The 18,885-nt window shown below is 59.7% G+C and carries 19 protein-coding genes; 11 read left to right on the top strand and 8 right to left on the bottom strand.

Annotated elements, in window-relative coordinates:
• Nucleotides 1-12: 12 nt before the first annotated feature.
• Nucleotides 13-648 carry a TetR/AcrR family transcriptional regulator C-terminal domain-containing protein gene (locus QTL98_RS03720; RefSeq protein WP_445680881.1) on the bottom strand — a complete coding sequence of 212 codons (636 nt, stop codon included), beginning with the start codon at nt 646-648 and terminating at the stop codon, nt 13-15.
• An 81-nt stretch (nt 649-729) separates the two neighbouring features.
• On the opposite strand from QTL98_RS03720, the gene QTL98_RS03725 reads away from it, so the two are divergent.
• Nucleotides 730-1,956 (top strand): TCR/Tet family MFS transporter, encoded by a 1,227-nt coding sequence (locus tag QTL98_RS03725; RefSeq protein WP_445680882.1) that lies wholly within the window; start codon nt 730-732, stop codon nt 1,954-1,956.
• Nucleotides 1,957-1,991: 35 nt separating this feature from the next.
• Here QTL98_RS03725 and QTL98_RS03730 read toward each other — a convergent pair whose 3' ends face one another.
• A complete protein-coding gene (locus QTL98_RS03730; protein WP_445680883.1) occupies nt 1,992-2,876 on the bottom strand; it encodes an aldo/keto reductase family oxidoreductase in 885 nt (294 codons plus the stop codon).
• A gap of 173 nt (nt 2,877-3,049) precedes the next feature.
• Between QTL98_RS03730 and QTL98_RS03735 the strand changes: the two genes are divergently transcribed.
• The 3 genes from QTL98_RS03735 (at nt 3,050) to QTL98_RS03745 (ending at nt 4,775) form a co-directional block, all read left to right on the top strand.
• On the top strand, nt 3,050-3,946 hold the full coding sequence (locus QTL98_RS03735) for a LysR family transcriptional regulator (RefSeq protein WP_445680884.1): 897 nt from the start codon (nt 3,050-3,052) through the stop codon (nt 3,944-3,946).
• Between the two features lie 90 nt (nt 3,947-4,036).
• Complete coding sequence (locus QTL98_RS03740) at nt 4,037-4,303, top strand: hypothetical protein (RefSeq protein WP_445680885.1); 267 nt, start codon at nt 4,037-4,039, stop codon at nt 4,301-4,303.
• Nucleotides 4,296-4,775 (top strand): SRPBCC family protein, encoded by a 480-nt coding sequence (locus tag QTL98_RS03745; protein WP_445680886.1) that lies wholly within the window; start codon nt 4,296-4,298, stop codon nt 4,773-4,775. Before QTL98_RS03740 ends, QTL98_RS03745 begins: the two co-directional genes overlap by 8 nt.
• 7 nt (nt 4,776-4,782) lie before the next feature.
• On the opposite strand, the gene QTL98_RS03750 is transcribed toward QTL98_RS03745, so the two are convergent.
• The 3 genes from QTL98_RS03750 to QTL98_RS03760 all read right to left on the bottom strand — a co-directional run bounded on the left by QTL98_RS03750 (nt 4,783) and on the right by QTL98_RS03760 (nt 6,219).
• Nucleotides 4,783-5,202, bottom strand: a complete 420-nt coding sequence (locus QTL98_RS03750) for a DUF1801 domain-containing protein (RefSeq protein WP_445680887.1) — start codon at nt 5,200-5,202, stop codon at nt 4,783-4,785.
• 23 nt (nt 5,203-5,225) lie between these two features.
• Nucleotides 5,226-5,471: a hypothetical protein gene (locus tag QTL98_RS03755; RefSeq protein ID WP_445680888.1), complete on the bottom strand. Its 246-nt coding sequence runs from the start codon at nt 5,469-5,471 to the stop codon at nt 5,226-5,228.
• Nucleotides 5,472-5,547: 76 nt separating this feature from the next.
• On the bottom strand, nt 5,548-6,219 hold the full coding sequence (locus QTL98_RS03760; protein WP_445680889.1) for a TetR/AcrR family transcriptional regulator: 672 nt from the start codon (nt 6,217-6,219) through the stop codon (nt 5,548-5,550).
• An 81-nt stretch (nt 6,220-6,300) separates the two neighbouring features.
• On the opposite strand from QTL98_RS03760, the gene QTL98_RS03765 reads away from it, so the two are divergent.
• Together QTL98_RS03765 and QTL98_RS03770 are read left to right on the top strand one after the other, a co-directional pair.
• Complete coding sequence (locus QTL98_RS03765; protein WP_445680890.1) at nt 6,301-7,041, top strand: SDR family NAD(P)-dependent oxidoreductase; 741 nt, start codon at nt 6,301-6,303, stop codon at nt 7,039-7,041.
• Nucleotides 7,042-7,186: 145 nt separating this feature from the next.
• Nucleotides 7,187-7,915, top strand: coding sequence for an SDR family oxidoreductase (locus QTL98_RS03770; RefSeq protein WP_445680891.1), 729 nt, complete (start codon nt 7,187-7,189; stop codon nt 7,913-7,915).
• Here QTL98_RS03770 and QTL98_RS03775 read toward each other — a convergent pair.
• Nucleotides 7,866-8,963, bottom strand: coding sequence for a LysR family transcriptional regulator (locus QTL98_RS03775; protein ID WP_445680892.1), 1,098 nt, complete (start codon nt 8,961-8,963; stop codon nt 7,866-7,868). The genes QTL98_RS03770 and QTL98_RS03775 overlap by 50 nt on opposite strands.
• Nucleotides 8,964-9,267: 304 nt before the next feature.
• On the opposite strand from QTL98_RS03775, the gene QTL98_RS03780 reads away from it, so the two are divergent.
• Together QTL98_RS03780 and QTL98_RS03785 are read left to right on the top strand one after the other, a co-directional pair.
• A complete protein-coding gene (locus tag QTL98_RS03780; RefSeq protein ID WP_445680893.1) occupies nt 9,268-10,509 on the top strand; it encodes a tyrosine-type recombinase/integrase in 1,242 nt (413 codons plus the stop codon).
• A gap of 95 nt (nt 10,510-10,604) precedes the next feature.
• Nucleotides 10,605-11,384, top strand: coding sequence for an IS1595 family transposase (locus QTL98_RS03785; RefSeq protein WP_445680894.1), 780 nt, complete (start codon nt 10,605-10,607; stop codon nt 11,382-11,384).
• A 40-nt stretch (nt 11,385-11,424) separates the two neighbouring features.
• Here the strand turns inward: QTL98_RS03785 and QTL98_RS03790 are convergent, their stop codons facing one another.
• Nucleotides 11,425-11,793, bottom strand: coding sequence for a helix-turn-helix domain-containing protein (locus QTL98_RS03790; protein WP_445680895.1), 369 nt, complete (start codon nt 11,791-11,793; stop codon nt 11,425-11,427).
• Between the two features lie 321 nt (nt 11,794-12,114).
• On the opposite strand from QTL98_RS03790, the gene QTL98_RS03795 reads away from it, so the two are divergent.
• The 3 genes from QTL98_RS03795 to QTL98_RS03805 all read left to right on the top strand — a co-directional run bounded on the left by QTL98_RS03795 (nt 12,115) and on the right by QTL98_RS03805 (nt 17,160).
• The gene (locus QTL98_RS03795) at nt 12,115-12,894 is read left to right on the top strand and encodes a tetratricopeptide repeat protein (RefSeq protein ID WP_445680896.1); all 780 of its coding nucleotides are present in this window, start codon (nt 12,115-12,117) and stop codon (nt 12,892-12,894) included.
• A gap of 580 nt (nt 12,895-13,474) precedes the next feature.
• The gene (locus tag QTL98_RS03800) at nt 13,475-16,075 is read left to right on the top strand and encodes a DUF3631 domain-containing protein (protein WP_445680897.1); all 2,601 of its coding nucleotides are present in this window, start codon (nt 13,475-13,477) and stop codon (nt 16,073-16,075) included.
• Nucleotides 16,076-16,332: 257 nt separating this feature from the next.
• The gene (locus QTL98_RS03805) at nt 16,333-17,160 is read left to right on the top strand and encodes a hypothetical protein (protein WP_445680898.1); all 828 of its coding nucleotides are present in this window, start codon (nt 16,333-16,335) and stop codon (nt 17,158-17,160) included.
• Between the two features lie 736 nt (nt 17,161-17,896).
• On the opposite strand, the gene QTL98_RS03810 is transcribed toward QTL98_RS03805, so the two are convergent.
• Nucleotides 17,897-18,253, bottom strand: coding sequence for a hypothetical protein (locus QTL98_RS03810; protein ID WP_445680899.1), 357 nt, complete (start codon nt 18,251-18,253; stop codon nt 17,897-17,899).
• Nucleotides 18,254-18,885 lie beyond the last annotated feature (632 nt).

Here is an 18,885-nt window from a genome sequence, read left to right on the forward strand (position 1 = left end):
AAGCGCCCTGCCTCAGCCTCCGGCAGGCGGGGCGCCGCTTTTTATGGCTTCCAGCCGGCCTGCGGCGCCGGCCAGCAGCAGCTCCAGCCCGTACTCGAAGGCGGCCCCGAACCCCTGCCGGCGGTAATGCGCAACCGCCCGGCCCAGATGGGGATAGGCGGTCACGGCGGCATCGAGCCTTTCCGTCGCCTCGCCGGTTTTGGCTGCCTGTTCTTCCAGTACGCAGCCCACGATGTAGCGGCTGATGGCCACCAGGAGGTCCAGCGCCTCTTCCACCGGCCAGCCGGCAGCCACCATGAAGGCAAGCTCGGCTTCCGTCGGGGCCAGTTCCTCAAGGCTTACCTCCGTGCCGGCATGTACCCGTGCGCCGTCGCGGTGTCGCAGCAGGCAGGCCCGGAACTGCCTGGCATTGGCACGCAGATAGTCCCGCCAGTGCGCGTCCGGCCGGGGCGGCTCGCGCCCGGCAAGCTCCAGCATGCGGTCATTCATGGCGTCCATGAGCGCCTGCCGGTTTTTGAAATGCCAGTAGAGCGCCGGCTGCTTCACCCCCAGCCGCTCCGCCAGCAGGCGGGTGGTGAGCGCATCCAGCCCCACCTCGTCCAGCAGGTTGAGCGCGGTATCGACGATATGCCCCTTGTCGAGCGCCATGAGAGTCCTCTTGCCCGGTTTCCTTATCGATGATAAATACCTTATCAATGATAAAGTTTATCGCCGATAAGGTGCTCTCCCATGGATAGACGATTAATTCCCGTTCTGGCCACCGTGTTGATTGACGGCATGGGCCTTGCCCTCGTCGTGCCGGTGCTGCCCGGCCTGTTGCGCTCCGTTGGCCATCTCAGCGATCTCAGCTGGTTGTTCGGCGCGTTCCTTGGCCTTTATGCGCTGATGCAGTTTCTGGCCTCGCCGCTGCTGGGCACGGCATCGGACCGGTTCGGTCGCCGGCCGGTGCTGCTGCTCTCCCTTGCCGGGGCGGTGGCGGACTATCTCTTCATGGCGCTTGCCCCCAGCTTGGCCCTGCTCTTTCTCGGCCGCGCCATTGCCGGCATCACCAGTGCCAGCCTTGCGATTGCCAGCGCGGCGGTTGCCGACATCACGCCCGAGGCCGGGCGCACCCGCCGTTTCGGCCAGTTGAGCGCGGCGATGGGGCTGGGTTTCATTGTTGGCCCGGCGCTGGGCGGCCTTGTCGGGGGTTATTCCGTGAGGGCGCCCTTTCTGGTCGCCGCGCTGATGGCGGCAGCCAATCTGGCGCTGGCACTCCTGTTCTTCAGGGAGACGAAGCCCGCCCGGCCGGCCGAAGGTCTGGCCGAAGAGGCAGGTGCGCCCGCCCCGGTGTCGCTCAATCCGCTGGCACCGCTGCGCTGGGCCCTGAGTTTCCCGGTGCTGGCCCCGCTGCTCGGCGCCTTTATCCTGCTCTGCATGGCGGGGCAGGTGCCCGGCGCGCTCTGGGTGCTTTATGGGGAAGACAGGTTTGGCTGGTTGCCGGTCACCACCGGCCTGTCGCTGGCGGTTTTCGGTCTTTTTCACGCCCTGATCCAGGCTTTTGCCGCCGGCCGGATTTCCCGTCGCTGGGGAGACCGGGTGACGCTCGTCATCGGCATGCTGGCCGATGCCACGGCCTATCTCGCCATTGCCTTTGCCACCAGGGGGACGGTTGCCTTTGCGCTGCTTCCGTTCTTCTGCCTTGGCGGCATCGCCATGCCGGCCTTGCAGTCCCTGCTGTCCGGCCGGGTAAAGGGCGAGGCGCAGGGCCGGCTGCAGGGCGTGCTGGCGAGCCTTAACAGCCTCGTCAGTAGTGCCGTGCCGCTCGCCATCAGTGCCGGTTATTTCGCCGCCCGCCAGCACGGGGCGCCCGGTCTTGTCTGGATCGGCGGCGCGGCGCTTTACCTGCCGTGCCTTGTGCTGGTGCTGGGCCGGATGGCGAACCCCGCTTCAAGGCCAGGCCCGGCCAGGCCCTGACCGGGCCTGGCCGGGCTTTCTGACTGCGGGGCTCGTCAGTGCGCGGCCCCGCCGGCGCCGCGCAGCGCCTCCAGTTCGGCCATCACCGCCTCGTCCAGCACCAGCTTCGCCGCGGCAAGGTTCTGCTCCAGATGTTTCACCTGCGAGGTGCCGGGGATGAGCAGGATGTTGGGGGAGCGCTTGAGCAGCCAGGCCAGCGCCACCTGCATCGGCGTGGCCTCCAGCCGGGCCGCCACTGCGTTCAGCCCCTCGCTTTGCAGCGGGCTGAAGCCGCCAAGCGGGAAAAACGGCACATAGGCAATGCCGGCTGCCGCCAGCTCATCCACCAGCGCATCGTCGGCGCGGTGGACGAGATTGTACTGGTTCTGCACGCACACCACCGGCGCGATGGTCCGCGCTTCGGCCACCTGGGTGGAGGTCACGTTGCTGAGCCCCAGATGGCGGATAAGGCCTTTTTGCTGCAGCTCGGCCAGCGCGCCGAAACGTTCGGCAATCGAGCCTTCCGCCGGCTCATGCACTTCGCCCACGATGCGCAGATTCACAACATCCATGGCCTCGAGCTTCAGATTGCGCAGGTTGTCCTCAACCCCGCGCTTCAGTTCCGCCGGGCTCTGCGCCGGTATCCAGGAAGCATCGCTGCCACGCACCGCTCCTACCTTGGTCACCAGCACCAGGTCGTCGCTGTAGGGATAAAGCGCCTCGCGGATGATCTCATTGGTCACATGCGGCCCGTAAAAATCGCTGGTGTCGATATGGTCGACGCCGGCTTCCACGGCCGCCCGCAGCACGGCAACAGCCGCCGCCCGGTCCTTGGGCGGGCCATAGACGCCCGGCCCCGCCAGCTGCATGGCGCCATAGCCCATACGAAACACATCTTTGCGGCCAAGCGAATAACGGCCGGCCTTGCTGATATCGGTCATGAAGAAACTCCGTCGAAAGGAAGGAGATAGAGGGAGGAAAGGAGGCGGAAGAGGGTGGCCCCTTCCGGCTTGCCGCCACTATGCACCTGCGGACCTGTGCGCGATAATCCGGTATTATCGGCACGGGTTGTGCAAAATTCGGCACAATCTTCGGTGCAGTGGGGGCGGGTGCCATGGCAGCAGAGCTTCAGGATCTCTTTGCTTTCCTCACCGTGGTGGAAGCCGGCGGTTTTCGCGAGGCGGCCCGAACCGGCGGCCAGTCCGCCTCCAGCCTCAGCGAGGCGGTGCGCCGGCTGGAAGCCCGGCTTGGTGTGCGCCTCCTCAACCGCACCACCCGCAGCGTGGCGCCGACGGAGGCCGGCCAGCGCCTTGCCGAGCGGCTGAAACCGGCGCTGGGGGAAGTCTCCGCCGCGCTCGATGTGGTCAGCAGCTTTCGTGATCGCCCGTCGGGCACGCTGCGCCTCAATGTGCCGGCCAATGTGGCCCGGCTGGTGCTGCCGCCGATCATCACCCCGTTCCTCAAGCTCTATCCGGATATCAGGCTGGAGGTGGTGGTGGAGGACAGTTTTGTCGATGTGCTGGCGGCGGGCTGCGATGCCGGCATCCGGTATGGCGAGCGGCTGGAGCAGGACATGATCGCCCTGCCAATCGGCCCGCGTACCCAGCGCCTCGCCCTTGCCGCCAGCCCTGCCTACCTTGCCGGGCGTGGCATGCCGCAGCACCCGCGCGATCTGCTCTCCCACCCCTGCCTGCGCGGCCAGTTTGCCGGCGGTGCCATCCCCAGCTGGCAGTTCCAGCGCGGGGCGGAAAGCATCATCCTCGATCCTGCCGGCCCGCTCCTCGTGCGCACCGGCGCCTCCGCCGATCTGCTGGTCTCCGCCGCGCTCGATGGTCTTGGCATCGTACGCCTGTTCGAGGACTGGCTGGCCCCGCATCTCAATAGCGGCACCCTGGTGCCGGTGCTGGAAGAGTGGTGGGAGAGTTTTGACGGCCCCTTCCTCTATTACCCCGGCCGCCGCCACCTGCCGTCGCCGCTCAGGGCCTTTGTGGATTTTGTGAAGGCGGGGTGAGGGCGGGTTATACGGAAAGGCCGTTGCGATGAAGGCTCACTATTGTTACCGTGGTATTAGTATAACAATTGGCGGAACGGCGCTGTCCCCATGCTTGTGGAAAGAGTGCAGACCGGCATGCGCATCGAGCGCAGCCTGCTGAAGGTGTTGAAGGGCCTTGCGGAACATCTGGAGATGCCGCTGGGCGAGCTTATTGAAGGCATCGTGCTGCATGCCTTTGAAGGCGCGCCGCCCTTCTCGGAAGCGACACGCCGCAAGATCGACGGGTTGAAGGCGGTTTATGACCTGACACTGACCGCCGCCGACAGCCACCAGCTGACAGAAGCCCGCAAGGACGCGGCAGGCCAGAATGGCTGACCCGGCAAGCGGCGCCCTGCGCATCCGCCGGCACGGATCGTTCGAGCTGGCCTTGCCGCCGGCCGATGCCTTCAAGCTCTTCACCGCCGAGGGCGAAAAGCTGTGGGTGCCTGGCTGGTCTCCCATCCTTCTGGGCCCGCTGCCGCAGCAGGCGGGTCTGGTCTTCCTCACCGGCGATGGCGCCGAACACACCATCTGGACGGTTATCGACCATGATCCTGTTGCCGGGCGAGTGTGTTACTCCCGCGTCACCCCGGCCTCCCGCGCCGGTTTCGTGCGTGTGCAGGTAACACCCGCCAACGGCGGATCGCGGGTGGCAGTGGAGTATGACCTGACGGCTCTGGACGGCGAGGGGGCTGCGCTCCAAAGCTGGTCGCCGGAGTATTTCAGCGGGATGATGGCGGAGTGGCAAAGCCGCATCCTGGCCCTGCCGGCGGAAGTCCGGGCCAGCCTCGGCGATCTCGTCGTCTAGTCTCGCGTCAGCGCCGGCGATGATAGGTGAGGGCCTGCCGGATGCAGGAAGCCAGCACGGCTTCCGGTAACGGCTCGGCAGCGTCCAGCAGGATGGCGCGGTTTTTCTCGAACCTTAGCCTGTCGCCAAACTGCTCCCTGAACCCCTCCACCAGCGTGGTGTTGCAGTTGAAGAAGAGCGCGCAGTCTTGCATCGATCCGCGCGGCCGGCCCAGCCGGATGGTGCTGCCGCTGCCGGTTCCCTCCGTCAGATAAGCCGGCTCGCCCCATTTCAGCATCTCCGTCAGCGGGCCGACGCCTTCGGTAGCTGCCGCAACGGCAAAGACAAGCTCGCGTATCTCAAGGAGCCGTGCGGTGATCCCGGGCGGCAAGGCCGCAAAAGTGGCAGCCACTTCCGGCGGGACGGTGTGGGGCAGGGGGCGCGCCATTGCGGGCATCTGCGCTGTGGCCTTCAGGCCGCCGGGTGCCGGTGGCGGGCCCCGCGCAGTCTGGCGTGCCGCAGCGCAAGCCTCAGGGTAAGGCCGGCGCCGATGAGCGCATAGGCTCCCGTCAGGAACAGGCCGGCTTCCACCATCTGCCGGAAGGCGGGGTTGACCGTTATTGTCAGAACCGTCGCAACAAGATTGAACAGCACCAGCAGTGCTGCCGTGCCCAGCAGCAACCCGGCGGTCCGGTCAATTTTCAGCACGCGGCGCATGATCCGGTCTCCCTGTCAGCCAGGGCAGTATCCGGGGATCGCTGCGTTGCTGCAAGCGATTCGCAAGGGGGGCCAATCAGGTCGTTCGGGCATCCCAGCCGGCCATGGCAAGCTCGGCCACACTTTCCAGTTCGCGGCGCTCCACCCCGTCACGGGCAAGGATCGACATGCCGTTTTGCACGGTCTGCACAAACCGGGCGAGGGCGTGAATATCCACGGTGGCGGGGATTTCGCCTTTGCTCGCGCCCTCTTTTATTCGCGCCGTCAGCCGTTCAAGCGTGATGGCGCGGAAAGACCGCACCAGCTCGCCAAGTTCCGCATGCCCCTCGCTGCCCACGGAGGAGAGCGTCACCATGCATCCGCGCGGCAGATCGGCGATGCAGCCGGTCAGCGCGGCGGCGGAATCCATCAGCAGGCACTGCACGGCCTCCCGTGCCGTTCTGGCGGTCAGAAAACCGGCCCAGGCATAAGGCTCGTTCTTCTCGCAATAATGGTGCAGCGCCTCGGCATAAAGCGCCTCCTTGGAGCCGAAGGCGGCGTAAAGGCTGGGCGATCCAATGCCCATCACCTCGGTCAGGTCGCTGATGGAGGTTGCCTCATATCCCCGTTCCCAGAACAGCCGGGTTGCGCGCGCCAGCGCCGCCTCGCGGTCAAAGGCCCGCGGGCGTCCCCGGCTGCGGCCTGGCGGGGCGCTTTTGCCGGGGGCAGTGCTTTCGGTGGGGAGGGCGGGATCGTCTGAATTTTGCATCGATCACTATATATATCCATTGACAGGGCCGGGCAAGGTTCCTAGCTATTTTTGTGTCAATCGACACAGAAATGGAAAATCATGACCGACCTCACTGGAAAACGGGCCCTGATCACCGGTGCCTCACGCGGTATCGGGGCTGCTATCGCGCTGGAATTCGCCCGCAAGGGCGCGGATGTCGCCATCACCTATGAGCGCTCGGCCGAAAAGGCGGGCGAGGTTGTCCGGGCCATCGAGGCCATGGGCCGCAAGGCGGTTGCCCTTCAGGCCGATAGCGGCGATCCGGCGGCGGTCAAACGCTCGGTGGACGCGGCGGCGGGCGCGCTCGGCGGCCTCGATATCCTTGTCAGCAATGCCGCAATCGCGCTTTACGACACCATTGCCGGCATGGCCGTGGAGCAGATCGATGCCATGCTTGCGGTCAATATCCGCGCTCCCCTGCTGGCGGCGCAGGCGGCCATTCCGCACCTCAAGGCCGGCGGGCGGATCATCGCCATCGGCTCCGCCGGGGCGGAGCGTATCGTGGGTGATACCGGCACGGTCTATTTCATGACCAAATCCGCGCTGCATTCCTTCACGCGCGGCCTTGCCCGCGAGCTTGGGCCCCGGGATATCACTGTCAACCTGGTCCAGCCGGGCTCCACCGATACCGACATGAACCCCGCCAATGGCGAATTTGCCGATTTCCAGCGGTCCCTGAGCCCGCTCGGCCGGTTTGCCGAGCCGCAGGATATCGCCGCCGCCGTTGCTTTCCTTGCCAGCCCGGCGGCCCGGCACATCACCGGCGCCATCCTCACCGTGGATGGCGGTCAGGTTACCTGAGGCATGCACCCTTCAGCCTGAGCCATGCCGATAGCGCCATCGGAATTTCCGATAGCGCTATCGGTTTCTCCCGTTTCCGGCACGCCGCCTGATGCGCCCATCCTCCGCCCGGTCTTTCCCTCACCGCGCAAGGAACCGGGCTTTCATGACCCTTCAGAACCAGAAACTCCTCATCATCGGCGGCAGCTCCGGCATGGGGCTCGCGCTGGCGCGCCGGGCGCTGCACGAAGGCGCCGACGTCACCATCGTTGGCCGCAATGAAGAAAGGCTGGCCCGTGCCGCAGCCGATCTTGGAGCACCGGCTACGCTGCAAACCATTGCTGCCGATATGACGGACGAGGCCCGGGTGGCCGCGCTCTTCGCCCGCCTTGGCACGCTTGACCATATCGCCTGCACCGCTGCCGATATCGCCGGTGCCTACAGGCTGCTGCCGGAACTGGAGCTGCCGGCGGTGATGCGGGTGGTGGAGAGCAAGTTCATCGCCCCGCTGCTGATCGCCAAATATGGCGCGCCGGTGCTCTCGTCCGGCGGCTCCCTCACCTTTACCTCGGGCATTGCCGCGTACCGCCCGGCCGCCCGGGGTACGGTGGTGGCCGCCATCAATGCCGCGCTGGAGGGGCTGGTGCGGGCGCTGGCGGTGGAGCTGGCGCCGCTCCGGGTCAACGCCGTCTCGCCCGGCTGGGTCGATACGTCGATCTGGCAGTTCGTGGCCGGGGACAGAAAGGCCGAGGTGCTGGGCGGTATGGCGGAGCGCCTGCCTGTCGGCCGTGTCGGGCGGCCGGAAGATATCGCCGATGCCATCGCCTTCCTGATCGGCAATGGTTTTACGACCGGCGAGGTCCTGCATGTTGAAGGCGGACATCGTCTGGCCTGAGACTCTGCGCGGCCGCTGGCCCTGCGGGCCTGCCCGCCCCGGAATCGCCAGTCCCGAAATCGCCCGTTCCTAAATCACTCGTCCCGAATCCACCCTCAAGCGCCGCCAGTACCTGCTTCAGGGCTGGCGGTTGTACCCGACGCCGGCGCCAGAACAGCGCCAGCGCGGCGGTCAGTGGCCGGGCCGGTACGCCTTCCTCTGCCCCATCTGGCCCGCCACCCGGCCACTTCAGTTCCTTGAGATCCCCGCGCTCCAGCGCCTGCGCCACCGCGATCTGCGGCACCAGCGCAAGGCCCGCCCCGGCCGCCACCATGCGGCCGATGGCGCCGATGCTGCCGGCCTCCGCCGCCACCGTCGGAGCTGGCAGACCGGCGCGGGCAAAGGCCTCTTCAAACAGATGCCGGTAGATGCAGCCGCGCTCGGTTGCCACGAAGGCAAAGCGGGTGAGGGCGGCAAGGCCCGCTTCCCCCGTCGGCAGCTCATCCACAAGCGCCCCGGCAGCCTCGCTGGCGGCAGGCGCCACCAGCACCATCGGTTCTTCGGTTATCACCCGCCGGGCGAGCCGCTCATCCGGTGCGCCGCGCTCGAAGCAGAAGGCAAGGTCCATGTCGCTATCCAGCACCCCGCGCAGCAGCCCCCCGCTGCCTGCCACCTTCAGCACCAGCCGGATGCCGGGCTGCGCGGCGCTGAAACGTGCCATCCAGTCCGGCAACCGCGCGGCGGCAATCGTCTCCAGCGCGCCCAGTGTCACCACCCCGCCGGCGCTGTTCGCGCCGCCGCCGTCTGCCCCGGCAACACTCTCCACCGCCGCCCGCGCCTCATCCGTCAGCGCCAGAATTTCCTCGGCATAAGTCCGCAGCACCTCGCCCGCGGCCGTCAGCACCAGCCCCGTCCGGGCCCGCTCGAACAGCGCCGTCCCCAGCTCGCCCTCAAGGCTCTGGATCTGGTCGCTGACGCTGGACTGCGCCAGATGCACCTCCTGCGCAGCCCGCGTCACATTCAGGTGGCGGGCAACAGCGAGGAAGGTTTTGAGAAATCGGGGGTGCACCGCTGCTCCTTGGCTGTGCCTGGCGTCGCGCCACTGGCCTTGCAGGATAGCAATATAACACCGGCACTCTTCCGGCCCCTGTGAAGTGGGCGGAATTACCAAGTGTGATCAGGTTGGTAAATCTCTGGGAGAAAGATGGCGGAGAGGGTGTCTTCCGTAGTCGAACTCGCTGACGGTCGCGAATGTCCTCTGACGTGTGGCTAACATACAGATAATAAGTTATTTTCTTCACATATGTCTTCCGACGTTCGTCGGCGTCCGTTAGAATCCACGTCATGATTGGGGGTTGGCTTGTGGGTTGAAGATGGCGCGAGTGACGAACCGGCTGACGGCCATGACCGTTCAGAAGCTGAAGGAACCCGGCAGATATGCGGACGGGGGTGGGCTCTATCTGCAGGTCGGGCCCACGGGGGGTAAGAGCTGGCTTTTCCGGTACACTCGCCAAGGGAAGGCCCGCGAAATGGGACTCGGGGCCGTCAATGTGCTGTCGCTCGCCGACGCTCGCGAGGTAGCGACTTCTGTCCGGCAAGTTTTGGCTGCGGGTCTCGATCCTCTTGAGGCGCGGGAGGAGAGGCGGAGAACCCAGGAGGCGGAAGCCTCCAAAGGCATGACCTTCGCGCAATGCGCTGCCGCCTATATTGCCGCGCACAAACCCGGGTGGCGGAATGAGAAGCATGCCGCCCAATGGTCTGCGACGATCAAGACTTATGTAGAGCCGGTCTTTGGCACGTTGCCAGTTCGAGCCATCGACCTTGATAAGGTGCTGAAGGTCTTGGAACCCATCTGGCACCAGAAGCCTGAGACAGCGACGCGGTTACGGGGGCGTATTGAAGCTGTCTTGGATTGGGCGGCCGTACGCGGTTATCGCTCATCAGAGAACCCCGCCCGCTGGAGGGGGCATCTCGACAAACTGCTGCCGCCAAGATCAAAGGTGCAAAGGGTCCGGCATCATCCCGCGCTGCCTTATGAGGAGATCAGCGTCTTTATGGCGGAGCTCCGCCAAAAGGAAGGGGTGGCTGCCCGCGCTTTGGAGTTTGCTATCCTGACGGCCTCTCGGACCAGCGAGGTGCTTAATGCCCGTTGGACGGAATTCGATTTTGATCTTGGAGTTTGGTGCATTCCAGGCGAGCGCATGAAGGCCGGGAAAGACCATAGGGTGCCCTTATCCGGGGCCGCAAAGGTTGTTCTAGGTCAGATGGCTGAAATTCGATGCAGCGCTTTTGTCTTTCCCGGTCAGAAAAGGGACTCTCCACTCTCGAACATGGTGTTCTTGCAGTTGCTCAAAAGGTTGGGGCGACCTGATCTTACGGCTCACGGCTTTCGCTCTTCCTTCAGAGATTGGGCCGCCGAGCGGACGGCTTTCTCTCGCGACGTGGCAGAGATGGCTCTCGCCCACAGCATCGGCGACAAGGTTGAGGCCGCCTATCGCCGCGGCGATTTGTTCGATAAGCGGCGAGAGTTGATGGAAGCGTGGGCTAGTTTCTGTGCCGTTCCAGAAGGAGGGACAGGAAAGATGTCGTCTGATGACGCGCGATTGATTGGGTAGCGCATTCAGAGGACTCAAGACAGACGCTGTAGCGTGGGTTGCTTTAAATAAGGTAATGCCTAACGAAGCTGGACCAAATCTGAGAGGATTTGGGTATGGCGAGTTGCACGGCATGTGGTTTTGGCTGGAGCTGGGTGCTTTCCGACGGGCGCCTGAAATGCCGTCGGTGCGGGCATCGCTGGCGGCGGCGAAGCTTATGGGACGCCTCGCGGCTGGACAGCCGGACCAAGACTGAACTGGTGCAGCGTTTTGTGTGGGGTGTGCCGGTCTATCGGCAGCGCTTTTCGCTGGCGGCTAGCCGTCCGGCGAGAGAGCGGTTTTACCGGCTCATCCGGTTTGCGATGGCACAGGCCGAGCAGCTGCGCGAACCCTTTGAAGGCAGCCTTGAATGCGACGAAACCACCTTTGGCGGCGCGCGCAAAGGCAAACGGGGCTGGGGTGCGGCCGGCAAGGTGATCGTCTTCGGGATCATCAAGCGCAATGGTCTTGTAAAGGCCGAGCCGATCCCTGCGCACGACCGGGCCTCGATCATGCAGGTGATCCAGGCGCACAGCCGGGAAGGCTCACTCTATTACACCGACCAGTGGCAGGCCTATGCCACCTTGCGCCTGCGCGGCGACCATGTCGTGATCCGCAAGGAGAAGGGGCGCCCCGTCGGCAGAGACCATATCAACGGCATCGAAGGCTTCTGGTCTTATGCCAAAAACTGGCTCTATCCGTACCGGGGCGTACCGAAAAAGTTCTTCCATCTCTACCTGGGTGAAACCTGCTACCGGTTCAACCATCGAGACGAAGACCTCAAGCCCTTGATTATCAAACTCTTGAAGGCAACCGCCTTCGAGGAAATTGACATCAATCCGGTCCAGGTTAGTTAGGCATTACCTTAAATAATGTCCCGATATCCCGATCAGTGCTTCAAGCGGGTTTCGCTGTGCGTTTAGGGGGCGAAGCTGGTGAGGGCGATGCCGCTAGGGCTTCGAGCTGCCGTACAGCGACCTGTAAGTCCCTATCTTGCAGAGTTCGCGCGATGTTCATCAGTCGCGCGAGCAATTCGGCCCGATGAGGGGGCTCGTCGTGATCAACATCAAAGAAATCACGAACAGGCACATGCAGGGCTGTCCCCAGTCGCTCCAGCGTTTCAAAATTCGGTAGGCTGAGGCCTCTTTCCAAATTCGAAATAGCGTCGACTGACCGGTCTATTAAGTCGGCCAGTCGCTCCTGAGACAATCCCTGAGCCTTTCGCAGGTCCCTGAGCCGTCGTCCTACGCGGTCTTTTAGTGTCATTCCCGGAGTGTTGTCCGGGTGTGTGGATTTTATAACGGACCATAATCGGATTTTATGTGTTGAATCCGTATTAAAAATACGACATCGTCGATCTTGGGCGAACGGAATGTTTGTTTTGCTGTCACGTTAATGGGTGAAAATATTAAACCCTACAATGATGGAGATTTTTGCCGTGTCCATGTCATGTGTAAAAAAATTCACGCCTGATAAAGAATTTATAAATAAAAAATATCCTCAATTATAAAATTTTTTGTATCAATATTATATAAATCATAAAAACTAACCGAAATGATGCGAATTTAGGAGGGTTATGTGAGTTTTTTGTCGAATATCGTCGTCTTTTCTCTTGCGTCAGCGTTTTCCCTTCCTGTCATTGCGGGAGGAATTTCAGAAGACGGCGCAAGAAGCGCTATCGAGGCGTACAAGGCTAAAAACTATCAAATAGCTTGCAATAAATTTGCGGATCTAGCCGCGAAGAATGATCCAGTGGCCATATATTATCTTGGTTACGACGTTGATTTTAGTAATAGCTACTGCCTACCAATCACAAAAACATTGAAAATTTACACGGATTTCTGGTGGGGCATAGTCAGGGATCGCAATTTCAAAGACAAAATAAATAAACCAAATTCATCGCTGTTGATAGGATATATCTCAGGAGAAGCGGCTGGCAAAATGATTGAAGTCTCTGCGGAAGCAGGATATGGACCAGCTCAAACTCGTCTAGGTCAATTATACATGAGATTTGAAGTTGATGCTTATTTTGTTCGTAATTTGGATCTAGCAGCTAAATGGTTGCAAAAAGGAAGTGAGTCCGGTAGCGATCTCGCTGAATATCTTCTCGGCGTTTTGGCTGAAAATGGGGCCGCGCAAGGGACGCCGGCTGAGCATTATATTAAGGCTGCTGACCGTGGAAACTTTTATTCAATGCAATTAGTCGCGCAAAATATGTACAATGGGGATAATGGATTCCCAAAAGATAGGGAAAAGGCGCTTTATTATCTTAAAATTCTTGCCAATCAGAACGAAGACATGAATAAGAAGAAATGGGCAATTACAGTGATTCAAAATTTGTACAATCAAAACGTCTATAGAAATTAATAATTGCTGGTTAGAACGTAATTTTTAAATAGGGAATTTTAAAATAAATGCAATTTAGCGGGCATATTATCTATTAAGTGAGTTTTTTTTGGGAGGATGCGGAGAGTTTTATTTACGCTTATAGGTGTGCGCGGTTCTGCTATCTCTGATGGAACGCCATAACTTTTTGGCGTCTTTTTGTGTTTTATAAATATTTTAAATAGAGAATATCAGGAGAATTTCTTAAAAAAGAGTAGATTTTGAGACTTCTTCCAAAAGTCAAGAATTTTATTTGCATTTTTGAGGCGGATTTCCGCCCGGATCCCCCGTTTCCAAAATTTTTAATCGTTAAGGGCCCCCGCCAGTAGCAATTGTGCCTGGCCTCTACCAGAGGGCTAAACAAATTATGAAAGATATGGGGAAAACGGATCGCATCGCCGGATCCGTAAATGAGTTCTGTTCTGCTGTGGGTATCGGTAGGACGCTTTTCTATCGGGAAGTCAGGCAGGGGCGTATCCGGATATTGAAGGCAGGCAGGAAAACGCTTGTTCCTGTCGCTGAACGAGAGGCCTATCTGAGGATCCTTGGGGGGGGCGGCCAAATGAAGCGCCACCACCAGTCGATTCCCTTTGCCGACATCAATGCCGCAGCCAGTCAGATTTTCCCCGAGCTCATCCGGCAGTGGTTTCCGAGCGGGCGAGCCAACGGTAATACGTGGCGCGTTGGAAATCTGGCGGGGGAGCCAGGTCGGTCGCTGAGTATTATAGTGTCTGGACCGCAATGTGGCCGCTGGAAGGATTTTGCTACCAATCAAGGCGGGGCTGATCCGATCTCGCTGTTTGCAGCTAAGTTGGGGGTCGGCCAGGCTGAGGGCGCCATGCAACTTGGCCAGATGCTGGGGGTGGGAGGGGCTGGCGGCCAGCGCTTTTCCGATAGTCGCCCCCCATCCCGGAGCCTTGAAAAGACGGCTGTGTCGTCTTCCATGGTCGATGATGAGCAGGCTGGACGCATTGGCAAGGCTCAAGCCTTACTCCGAGACTGCGTACCGGTCGGTGGAACGCCTGCCAGCCACTACCTTGCGGAACGTGCAATTGACCCGGAGAAATTGCCTGTCGCCGAAGTTGGGTGGCATCAGTCGAGCGGCGCCGTTTTGTATGCTGCTCGAAACCCGAACGGGGTTCTGACGGCTGTTCAGCGCGTCTTTCTCGACCCGGACGGCAGGGCGCAGATAGGGGTGGCGGGCAGGAAGAATAAGCGGACAAACGGCGTGCTAAAGGGCTCTGCCTTTACGCTCGCTGGAAACGGCTCCGACATCCTTATTTGTGATGGTCCAGAAGATGCCTTGTCCCTATGGCAGGCGACCGGTGCTCCGGTTCGGTGCGCCTTCGGCATGGACTGGGGGGAGATTCCCCTGCCCGAGAGTGGGGCGGTGGTTTTGGTCGCTGACAATGACGATCAGGATAGCGCTGCTGACAATGCGGTCACAAAGGCCGCCAGTCGCCTAATGGAGCGGGGCTATCGTGTGAAACTCACGCGTCCCCCAGCCGATGTTAAGGATGCCAACGATCTGCTGCGGAAACTGGGCCCTGATGCCGTCAGGTCAATGGTGGCTGCTGCTGAGCAGGTACCTGCGGCGGAGCTTGGGCAAGAGGGCGCTCCTACCGACCTCAAGTCGGAGGTTATTCGCCTTAGTAAACTCGACCCGCTTGACTACGCGCTGGAGCAGAGTGCGGCTGCAGCACGCTTCGGACTGAAGCTCGCAGTCTTGGAACGATTGGTTGAGGCAGCTCGCTCACGTAAAACGTCAGTAGGAGGTTTGGACCTATTTCCTGTCATCGAGCCTTGGCCCTCGCCAGTGCCGCTCGGGGAGCTTCTTGACGATATGTGCGACACCATGCGGCGCTTTATTGTCTGTGACCCCGGCGTTTTGAAGGCTGTGGCGTTGTGGGCGGCGTTTACGTGGCTGATCGACAAAGTGCAAGTGGCCCCTCTCTTGGTGATCACAGCGCCCGAGAAACGCTGCGGAAAGTCAATGCTTCTTTCTCTGCTTAAGCGGCTGGTTCGTCGCCCTCTGCCCGCCGCCAATATTACGACGGCCGCCACCTTTCGGGCTCTTGCTGGTTGGAAGCCGACCTTGCTGATTGATGAGGCCGACACCTTTTTGGGAGGGAATGCCGAATTGCGGGGCATTCTCAACTCGGGACAGACCCGCGACTTCGCCTACTCTCTCCGTATCGAGGGTGATAGTCGCGAACTGATGGCTTACGGGACCTGGGGAGCAAAGGCGATTGCCGGTATTGGTCACTTGGAAGGCACCATTATGGATCGCTCGATTGTGGTGGAACTCCGCCGTAAACGGGAGGGAGAGGTGGTGGAAAAACTGCGCCATGCTGAGCCGGAAGACTTTGAACGGTTGGCCCGAATGCTCGCCCGCTTTGCACAAGATGCAGGGGAAATGATCGGGGCGATGCGACCTGACGCGCCCGTTGAGTTGAATGACCGCGCGCAAGATAACTGGGAGCCACTCTTGGCTATCGCCGATCATGCCGGGGGGCATTGGCCAGAAACCGCGCGGGCAGCCGCTTTGCAAATTTCAGGAAAAGAAAGTGAGGCGCTGTCCGTATCTGCGGAGTTGCTGTCCGACATCCGCGATATCTTCGAGCGTCTGGGATGCGACAAGATTACGACGGTTGATCTGCTGGCGGCGCTAAATGCGAACGAGACGGCGCCTTGGTCGACCTATAACAAGGGGGAGCCTTTGACGCCGCGCAATCTCGCTAAATTGCTTGGAGAATACCGCATTAGGCCGCGCAATATTTCGCTGAAAGGGACGAGTCCGAAGGGGTACCTTACGAGCAACTTCGAGGACGCTTTTGGACGATATCTGCCGCCAAAGGCCGCAGCGGCTGAGGTGGCCTCAATGTCACCGGCTCCGAAGCTGTCGGATTTTTCCAGTCCGCCAGGGGCGGATTTCACGCCGTCATTGCCTCCGCCGGGAACTCCCTTTCCCCCGCCACCTACTCCGCCACCATATGTGGCCCCGAAGTCTGTATCGTCGTTTGGCGCCGGACGGCGGCCCATGCCGAATAGCGGACATCCGCAGCCTCTGGCGGCGGATGTCTCGCCTTCCGCTGGTCTCAAGGCCGCAGAAAGCCTAGATCCTAGCGTTATAGCGGATAAATCGAAAGGTACTGGAGAGTAGTCTCTGAAGAGATGTATCCGCGCCCCGCTGCTACCGACCAAGCCGGTGGCAGCGGCGGGGCGCGGATAGTGTCCCGACGAGAAGCGGGCTCTGGATATTGTTCCGAAAATACAAATATAAAATGCAGATAGTTATCCATATTTTAATTATTATTTGAAATTTTAATTATTTTACTTTTGGAATTTCATATAATTTTGAAACTATAAGGGGGCGCAATTATAGTGATCTTGTAACATGCGCCCATAGAGGGCTGTGCTATGGACATCGGTTTGCTGTCTTTTCGATTTGATTCAAATTATCCGCGCGTAACTCAGCACTATATAGCCTGGCTTGTTGAAGCCCTTCAGAAATATGAAGACCAGGAAGGCGGTTTGCCTGAACTCGTGCTGTGTGCAGGGTTCACATGCATGGACCCCAACGGCCTTTCAATTTTGCAGCGCGAGTTGGGGCACAAAAGGATATCGCTCGGGATTGAAATGCTTGACCCGGGAGATGATCCCCTCGTTGAGCCCACAGGCCTAAAGGGCAGTGGCCAGTTTTATGTTCTAGGCAACGGTAAGTGTCTGATGCTTGGGCCGAGACAGCAATTTTCGTCAACAGGCAATGTTGATGAGGTCCGGGCTGGGAATGTCGTTGCGGGTCTCGCTGTCGATGGTGGAAGGCGCTTTTCCACGCAGTCGCTTCAAATTGGCTGGCTAGAGTGTGGCGAGATAAATTTGCTGCGCTGTCAGCAAGATGGTTCGGTTGCCGTTAGATATCCCGCTCTGGAGCAGCCCTTCTTTGACGCCATGGCATCGCTCGACATCATCCTCAATCCCCAGCACACGAGAATGAGTAGGCTTCATCTGCTGAGGCGTAAGGTTGATGCTCTCTCTGAGGGGGCGATTGTCAACGCTCCCTCCGGGAGGCACTGGCCCGTTTATGTGGGGACGGCAAACTGGAACGAAGCCCGCCAGCGCAAATCGCAGGGAAATCTCCAGTCTATAATGTGCAACGGGGATAATTTGACGCCGAGGATTACAGGTGAGACTGAGGATTATATCTTCGCCATTTATTCAGTGGAGGTGTCCCATCGCCCATATTAAACGCCATGCTAATTTGGAGCTCATTGGCGGCTCTCCGCTTGCGCGGCAGATTCTGTGTGGCGTGTATTCCCTTACCCTGACACCTCCTTTTGGGGAGCGCATCTCTTAAGGCGGAGCGCTGTTGCGCCCGCCAAAGGCGCTCCCCAAAAGGAGGTGTCAGGGTAAGGGAATGTTTATTAATAATAGTAATCATTATGATTTTGCGGGATGTATAATAATCTCAATATATTTATTTTATAGTTCTGGGTGGCTGGGGCGTGATGGTTTTCGGGTGCGATCTCGCTATGGGTACCACTTCTGAGGCGATTTTCCGCTGATGGTCGAGAGACCGTAATCGTCTTATCGGGTGCCCTGGGTGTTGGCCTCGGTTTTTGGTGGTGGATCATCCGCGCAGGAATGGGGGAGGCGCTATGGGATTAACCAGAAGGTAGAAGGTCGTATCCAGGTGGAAGCGGCGCCCAAGGTGGGGCTGCCAACGGGTCCGAAAGTGCGCATTCGACAACGCTTTCCCTCGAAGAAGGGGCGACCATTGTTGTTTTCTGGCGGTACGCACTATCCACCAGACGATCCGCCACTGCGCCCAAGAAGGGCCTCGGCTCTAACCGCTTAGCGCCAGTTTGATCGCCCCGCCGAGTTCTGCGTCGGTTGATGTACGTAATTTATGTCGATCTCAACCGAGGTTGATGTTAAAAAGAGATTCGTTCGTTGTAAATATATTGTAAAAGCAGAAATCAGTTTACTCAGTATATGTATAGCTTGCCGTCTCGCAGACATTTATTCTGCTTTTAACTAGATCGCTTCCGTCATCGAACACAGCCCTGAAGTCGAATTTGCAGGCGCCAGTGCCGTCATCAATGTCAATGATGATAGACTGGCCGGGTTCCAGTACGTCGGCGCCAAGGATGTCCTCTTCCCATGAATCGGTGCCGCTATTTGAGGCATAGAATTCTTCAATATTTCCGCCTGTTTTGTTGATTATTTCAACTCGGCGATCTGCTGCAGAGGCGGGCGCGACGGCCACGATCCAAAGGACACTTCCTAAGGCGCTAAGAACAGTTAATTTTTTGAGTATAGGCAATTGATAACCCTCCATGAAATTTTATTAGGATGAATATGATATCAATCGCACAACGGTGGCGCAATAATTAAGATAGAGAATCATGTTAAGTCGTAGGTATTGCTTCTGTAATTCCAAAATTTACTCTCTTGGGTTCGGATTTAATCCCTTGCTTGAGGGCTAAAATGAGGGGCGCTCATTGTGGTTATTCAGCTTTCCTCATCTTCTATGCAAGCACTGCTGATGTTCTCAACGCATTGCGCTGTAAGTGCCTAGCGCGCCTTATGTGTCCTATCAGGGGTCGGTGCTAGCGCGCCGAGGTTGCACATTCATGCCAAGCCCTGCAACCGGAGAGAGGGTTTCTGGGCTTTGCCACGCGGGCTTAAGCGTGGCCTTGGGCGAGCAGGTTCTTGCTCGGGTGAAGCCCCGATTTGGCAGGGATTTGCCTAAAAAAAGCCGGGCATCGCGCTGCAAGCTCGCGGCTTTCTGGTGAACGAGCACCGATATGCGCGAAACTAACAGCCGAAGAAAAACGAAATTCTTCAGTGAATTAACGGGCACAGGTGGAGAGCCTCACCGTTCAAAACCACTCTCGAATTCGGCTCATTCAGGGGTTCGTGCTCCCGCTGGCACATCGCTTGCGGAACAGGTGATGGCGGTGCGTGCAG

Source organism: Radicibacter daui, assembly GCA_030657355.1.
Taxonomy (GTDB): Bacteria; Pseudomonadota; Alphaproteobacteria; order Radicibacterales; family Radicibacteraceae; genus Radicibacter; species Radicibacter daui.

Bases quoted from the DNA above. Each gene is read 5' to 3' on its own strand.
- QTL98_RS03720 (WP_445680881.1), bottom strand. From the start codon at position 648: ATGGCGCTCGACAAGGGGCATATCGTCGATACCGCGCTCAACCTGCTG.
- QTL98_RS03725 (WP_445680882.1), top strand. From the start codon at position 730: ATGGATAGACGATTAATTCCCGTTCTGGCCACCGTGTTGATTGACGGC.
- QTL98_RS03730 (WP_445680883.1), bottom strand. From the start codon at position 2,876: ATGACCGATATCAGCAAGGCCGGCCGTTATTCGCTTGGCCGCAAAGAT.
- QTL98_RS03735 (WP_445680884.1), top strand. From the start codon at position 3,050: ATGGCAGCAGAGCTTCAGGATCTCTTTGCTTTCCTCACCGTGGTGGAA.
- QTL98_RS03740 (WP_445680885.1), top strand. From the start codon at position 4,037: ATGCTTGTGGAAAGAGTGCAGACCGGCATGCGCATCGAGCGCAGCCTG.
- QTL98_RS03745 (WP_445680886.1), top strand. From the start codon at position 4,296: ATGGCTGACCCGGCAAGCGGCGCCCTGCGCATCCGCCGGCACGGATCG.
- QTL98_RS03750 (WP_445680887.1), bottom strand. From the start codon at position 5,202: ATGGCGCGCCCCCTGCCCCACACCGTCCCGCCGGAAGTGGCTGCCACT.
- QTL98_RS03755 (WP_445680888.1), bottom strand. From the start codon at position 5,471: ATGCGCCGCGTGCTGAAAATTGACCGGACCGCCGGGTTGCTGCTGGGC.
- QTL98_RS03760 (WP_445680889.1), bottom strand. From the start codon at position 6,219: ATGCAAAATTCAGACGATCCCGCCCTCCCCACCGAAAGCACTGCCCCC.
- QTL98_RS03765 (WP_445680890.1), top strand. From the start codon at position 6,301: ATGACCGACCTCACTGGAAAACGGGCCCTGATCACCGGTGCCTCACGC.
- QTL98_RS03770 (WP_445680891.1), top strand. From the start codon at position 7,187: ATGACCCTTCAGAACCAGAAACTCCTCATCATCGGCGGCAGCTCCGGC.
- QTL98_RS03780 (WP_445680893.1), top strand. From the start codon at position 9,268: ATGGCGCGAGTGACGAACCGGCTGACGGCCATGACCGTTCAGAAGCTG.
- QTL98_RS03785 (WP_445680894.1), top strand. From the start codon at position 10,605: ATGGCGAGTTGCACGGCATGTGGTTTTGGCTGGAGCTGGGTGCTTTCC.
- QTL98_RS03790 (WP_445680895.1), bottom strand. From the start codon at position 11,793: ATGACACTAAAAGACCGCGTAGGACGACGGCTCAGGGACCTGCGAAAG.
- QTL98_RS03800 (WP_445680897.1), top strand. From the start codon at position 13,475: ATGAAGCGCCACCACCAGTCGATTCCCTTTGCCGACATCAATGCCGCA.
- QTL98_RS03805 (WP_445680898.1), top strand. From the start codon at position 16,333: ATGGACATCGGTTTGCTGTCTTTTCGATTTGATTCAAATTATCCGCGC.
- QTL98_RS03810 (WP_445680899.1), bottom strand. From the start codon at position 18,253: ATGGAGGGTTATCAATTGCCTATACTCAAAAAATTAACTGTTCTTAGC.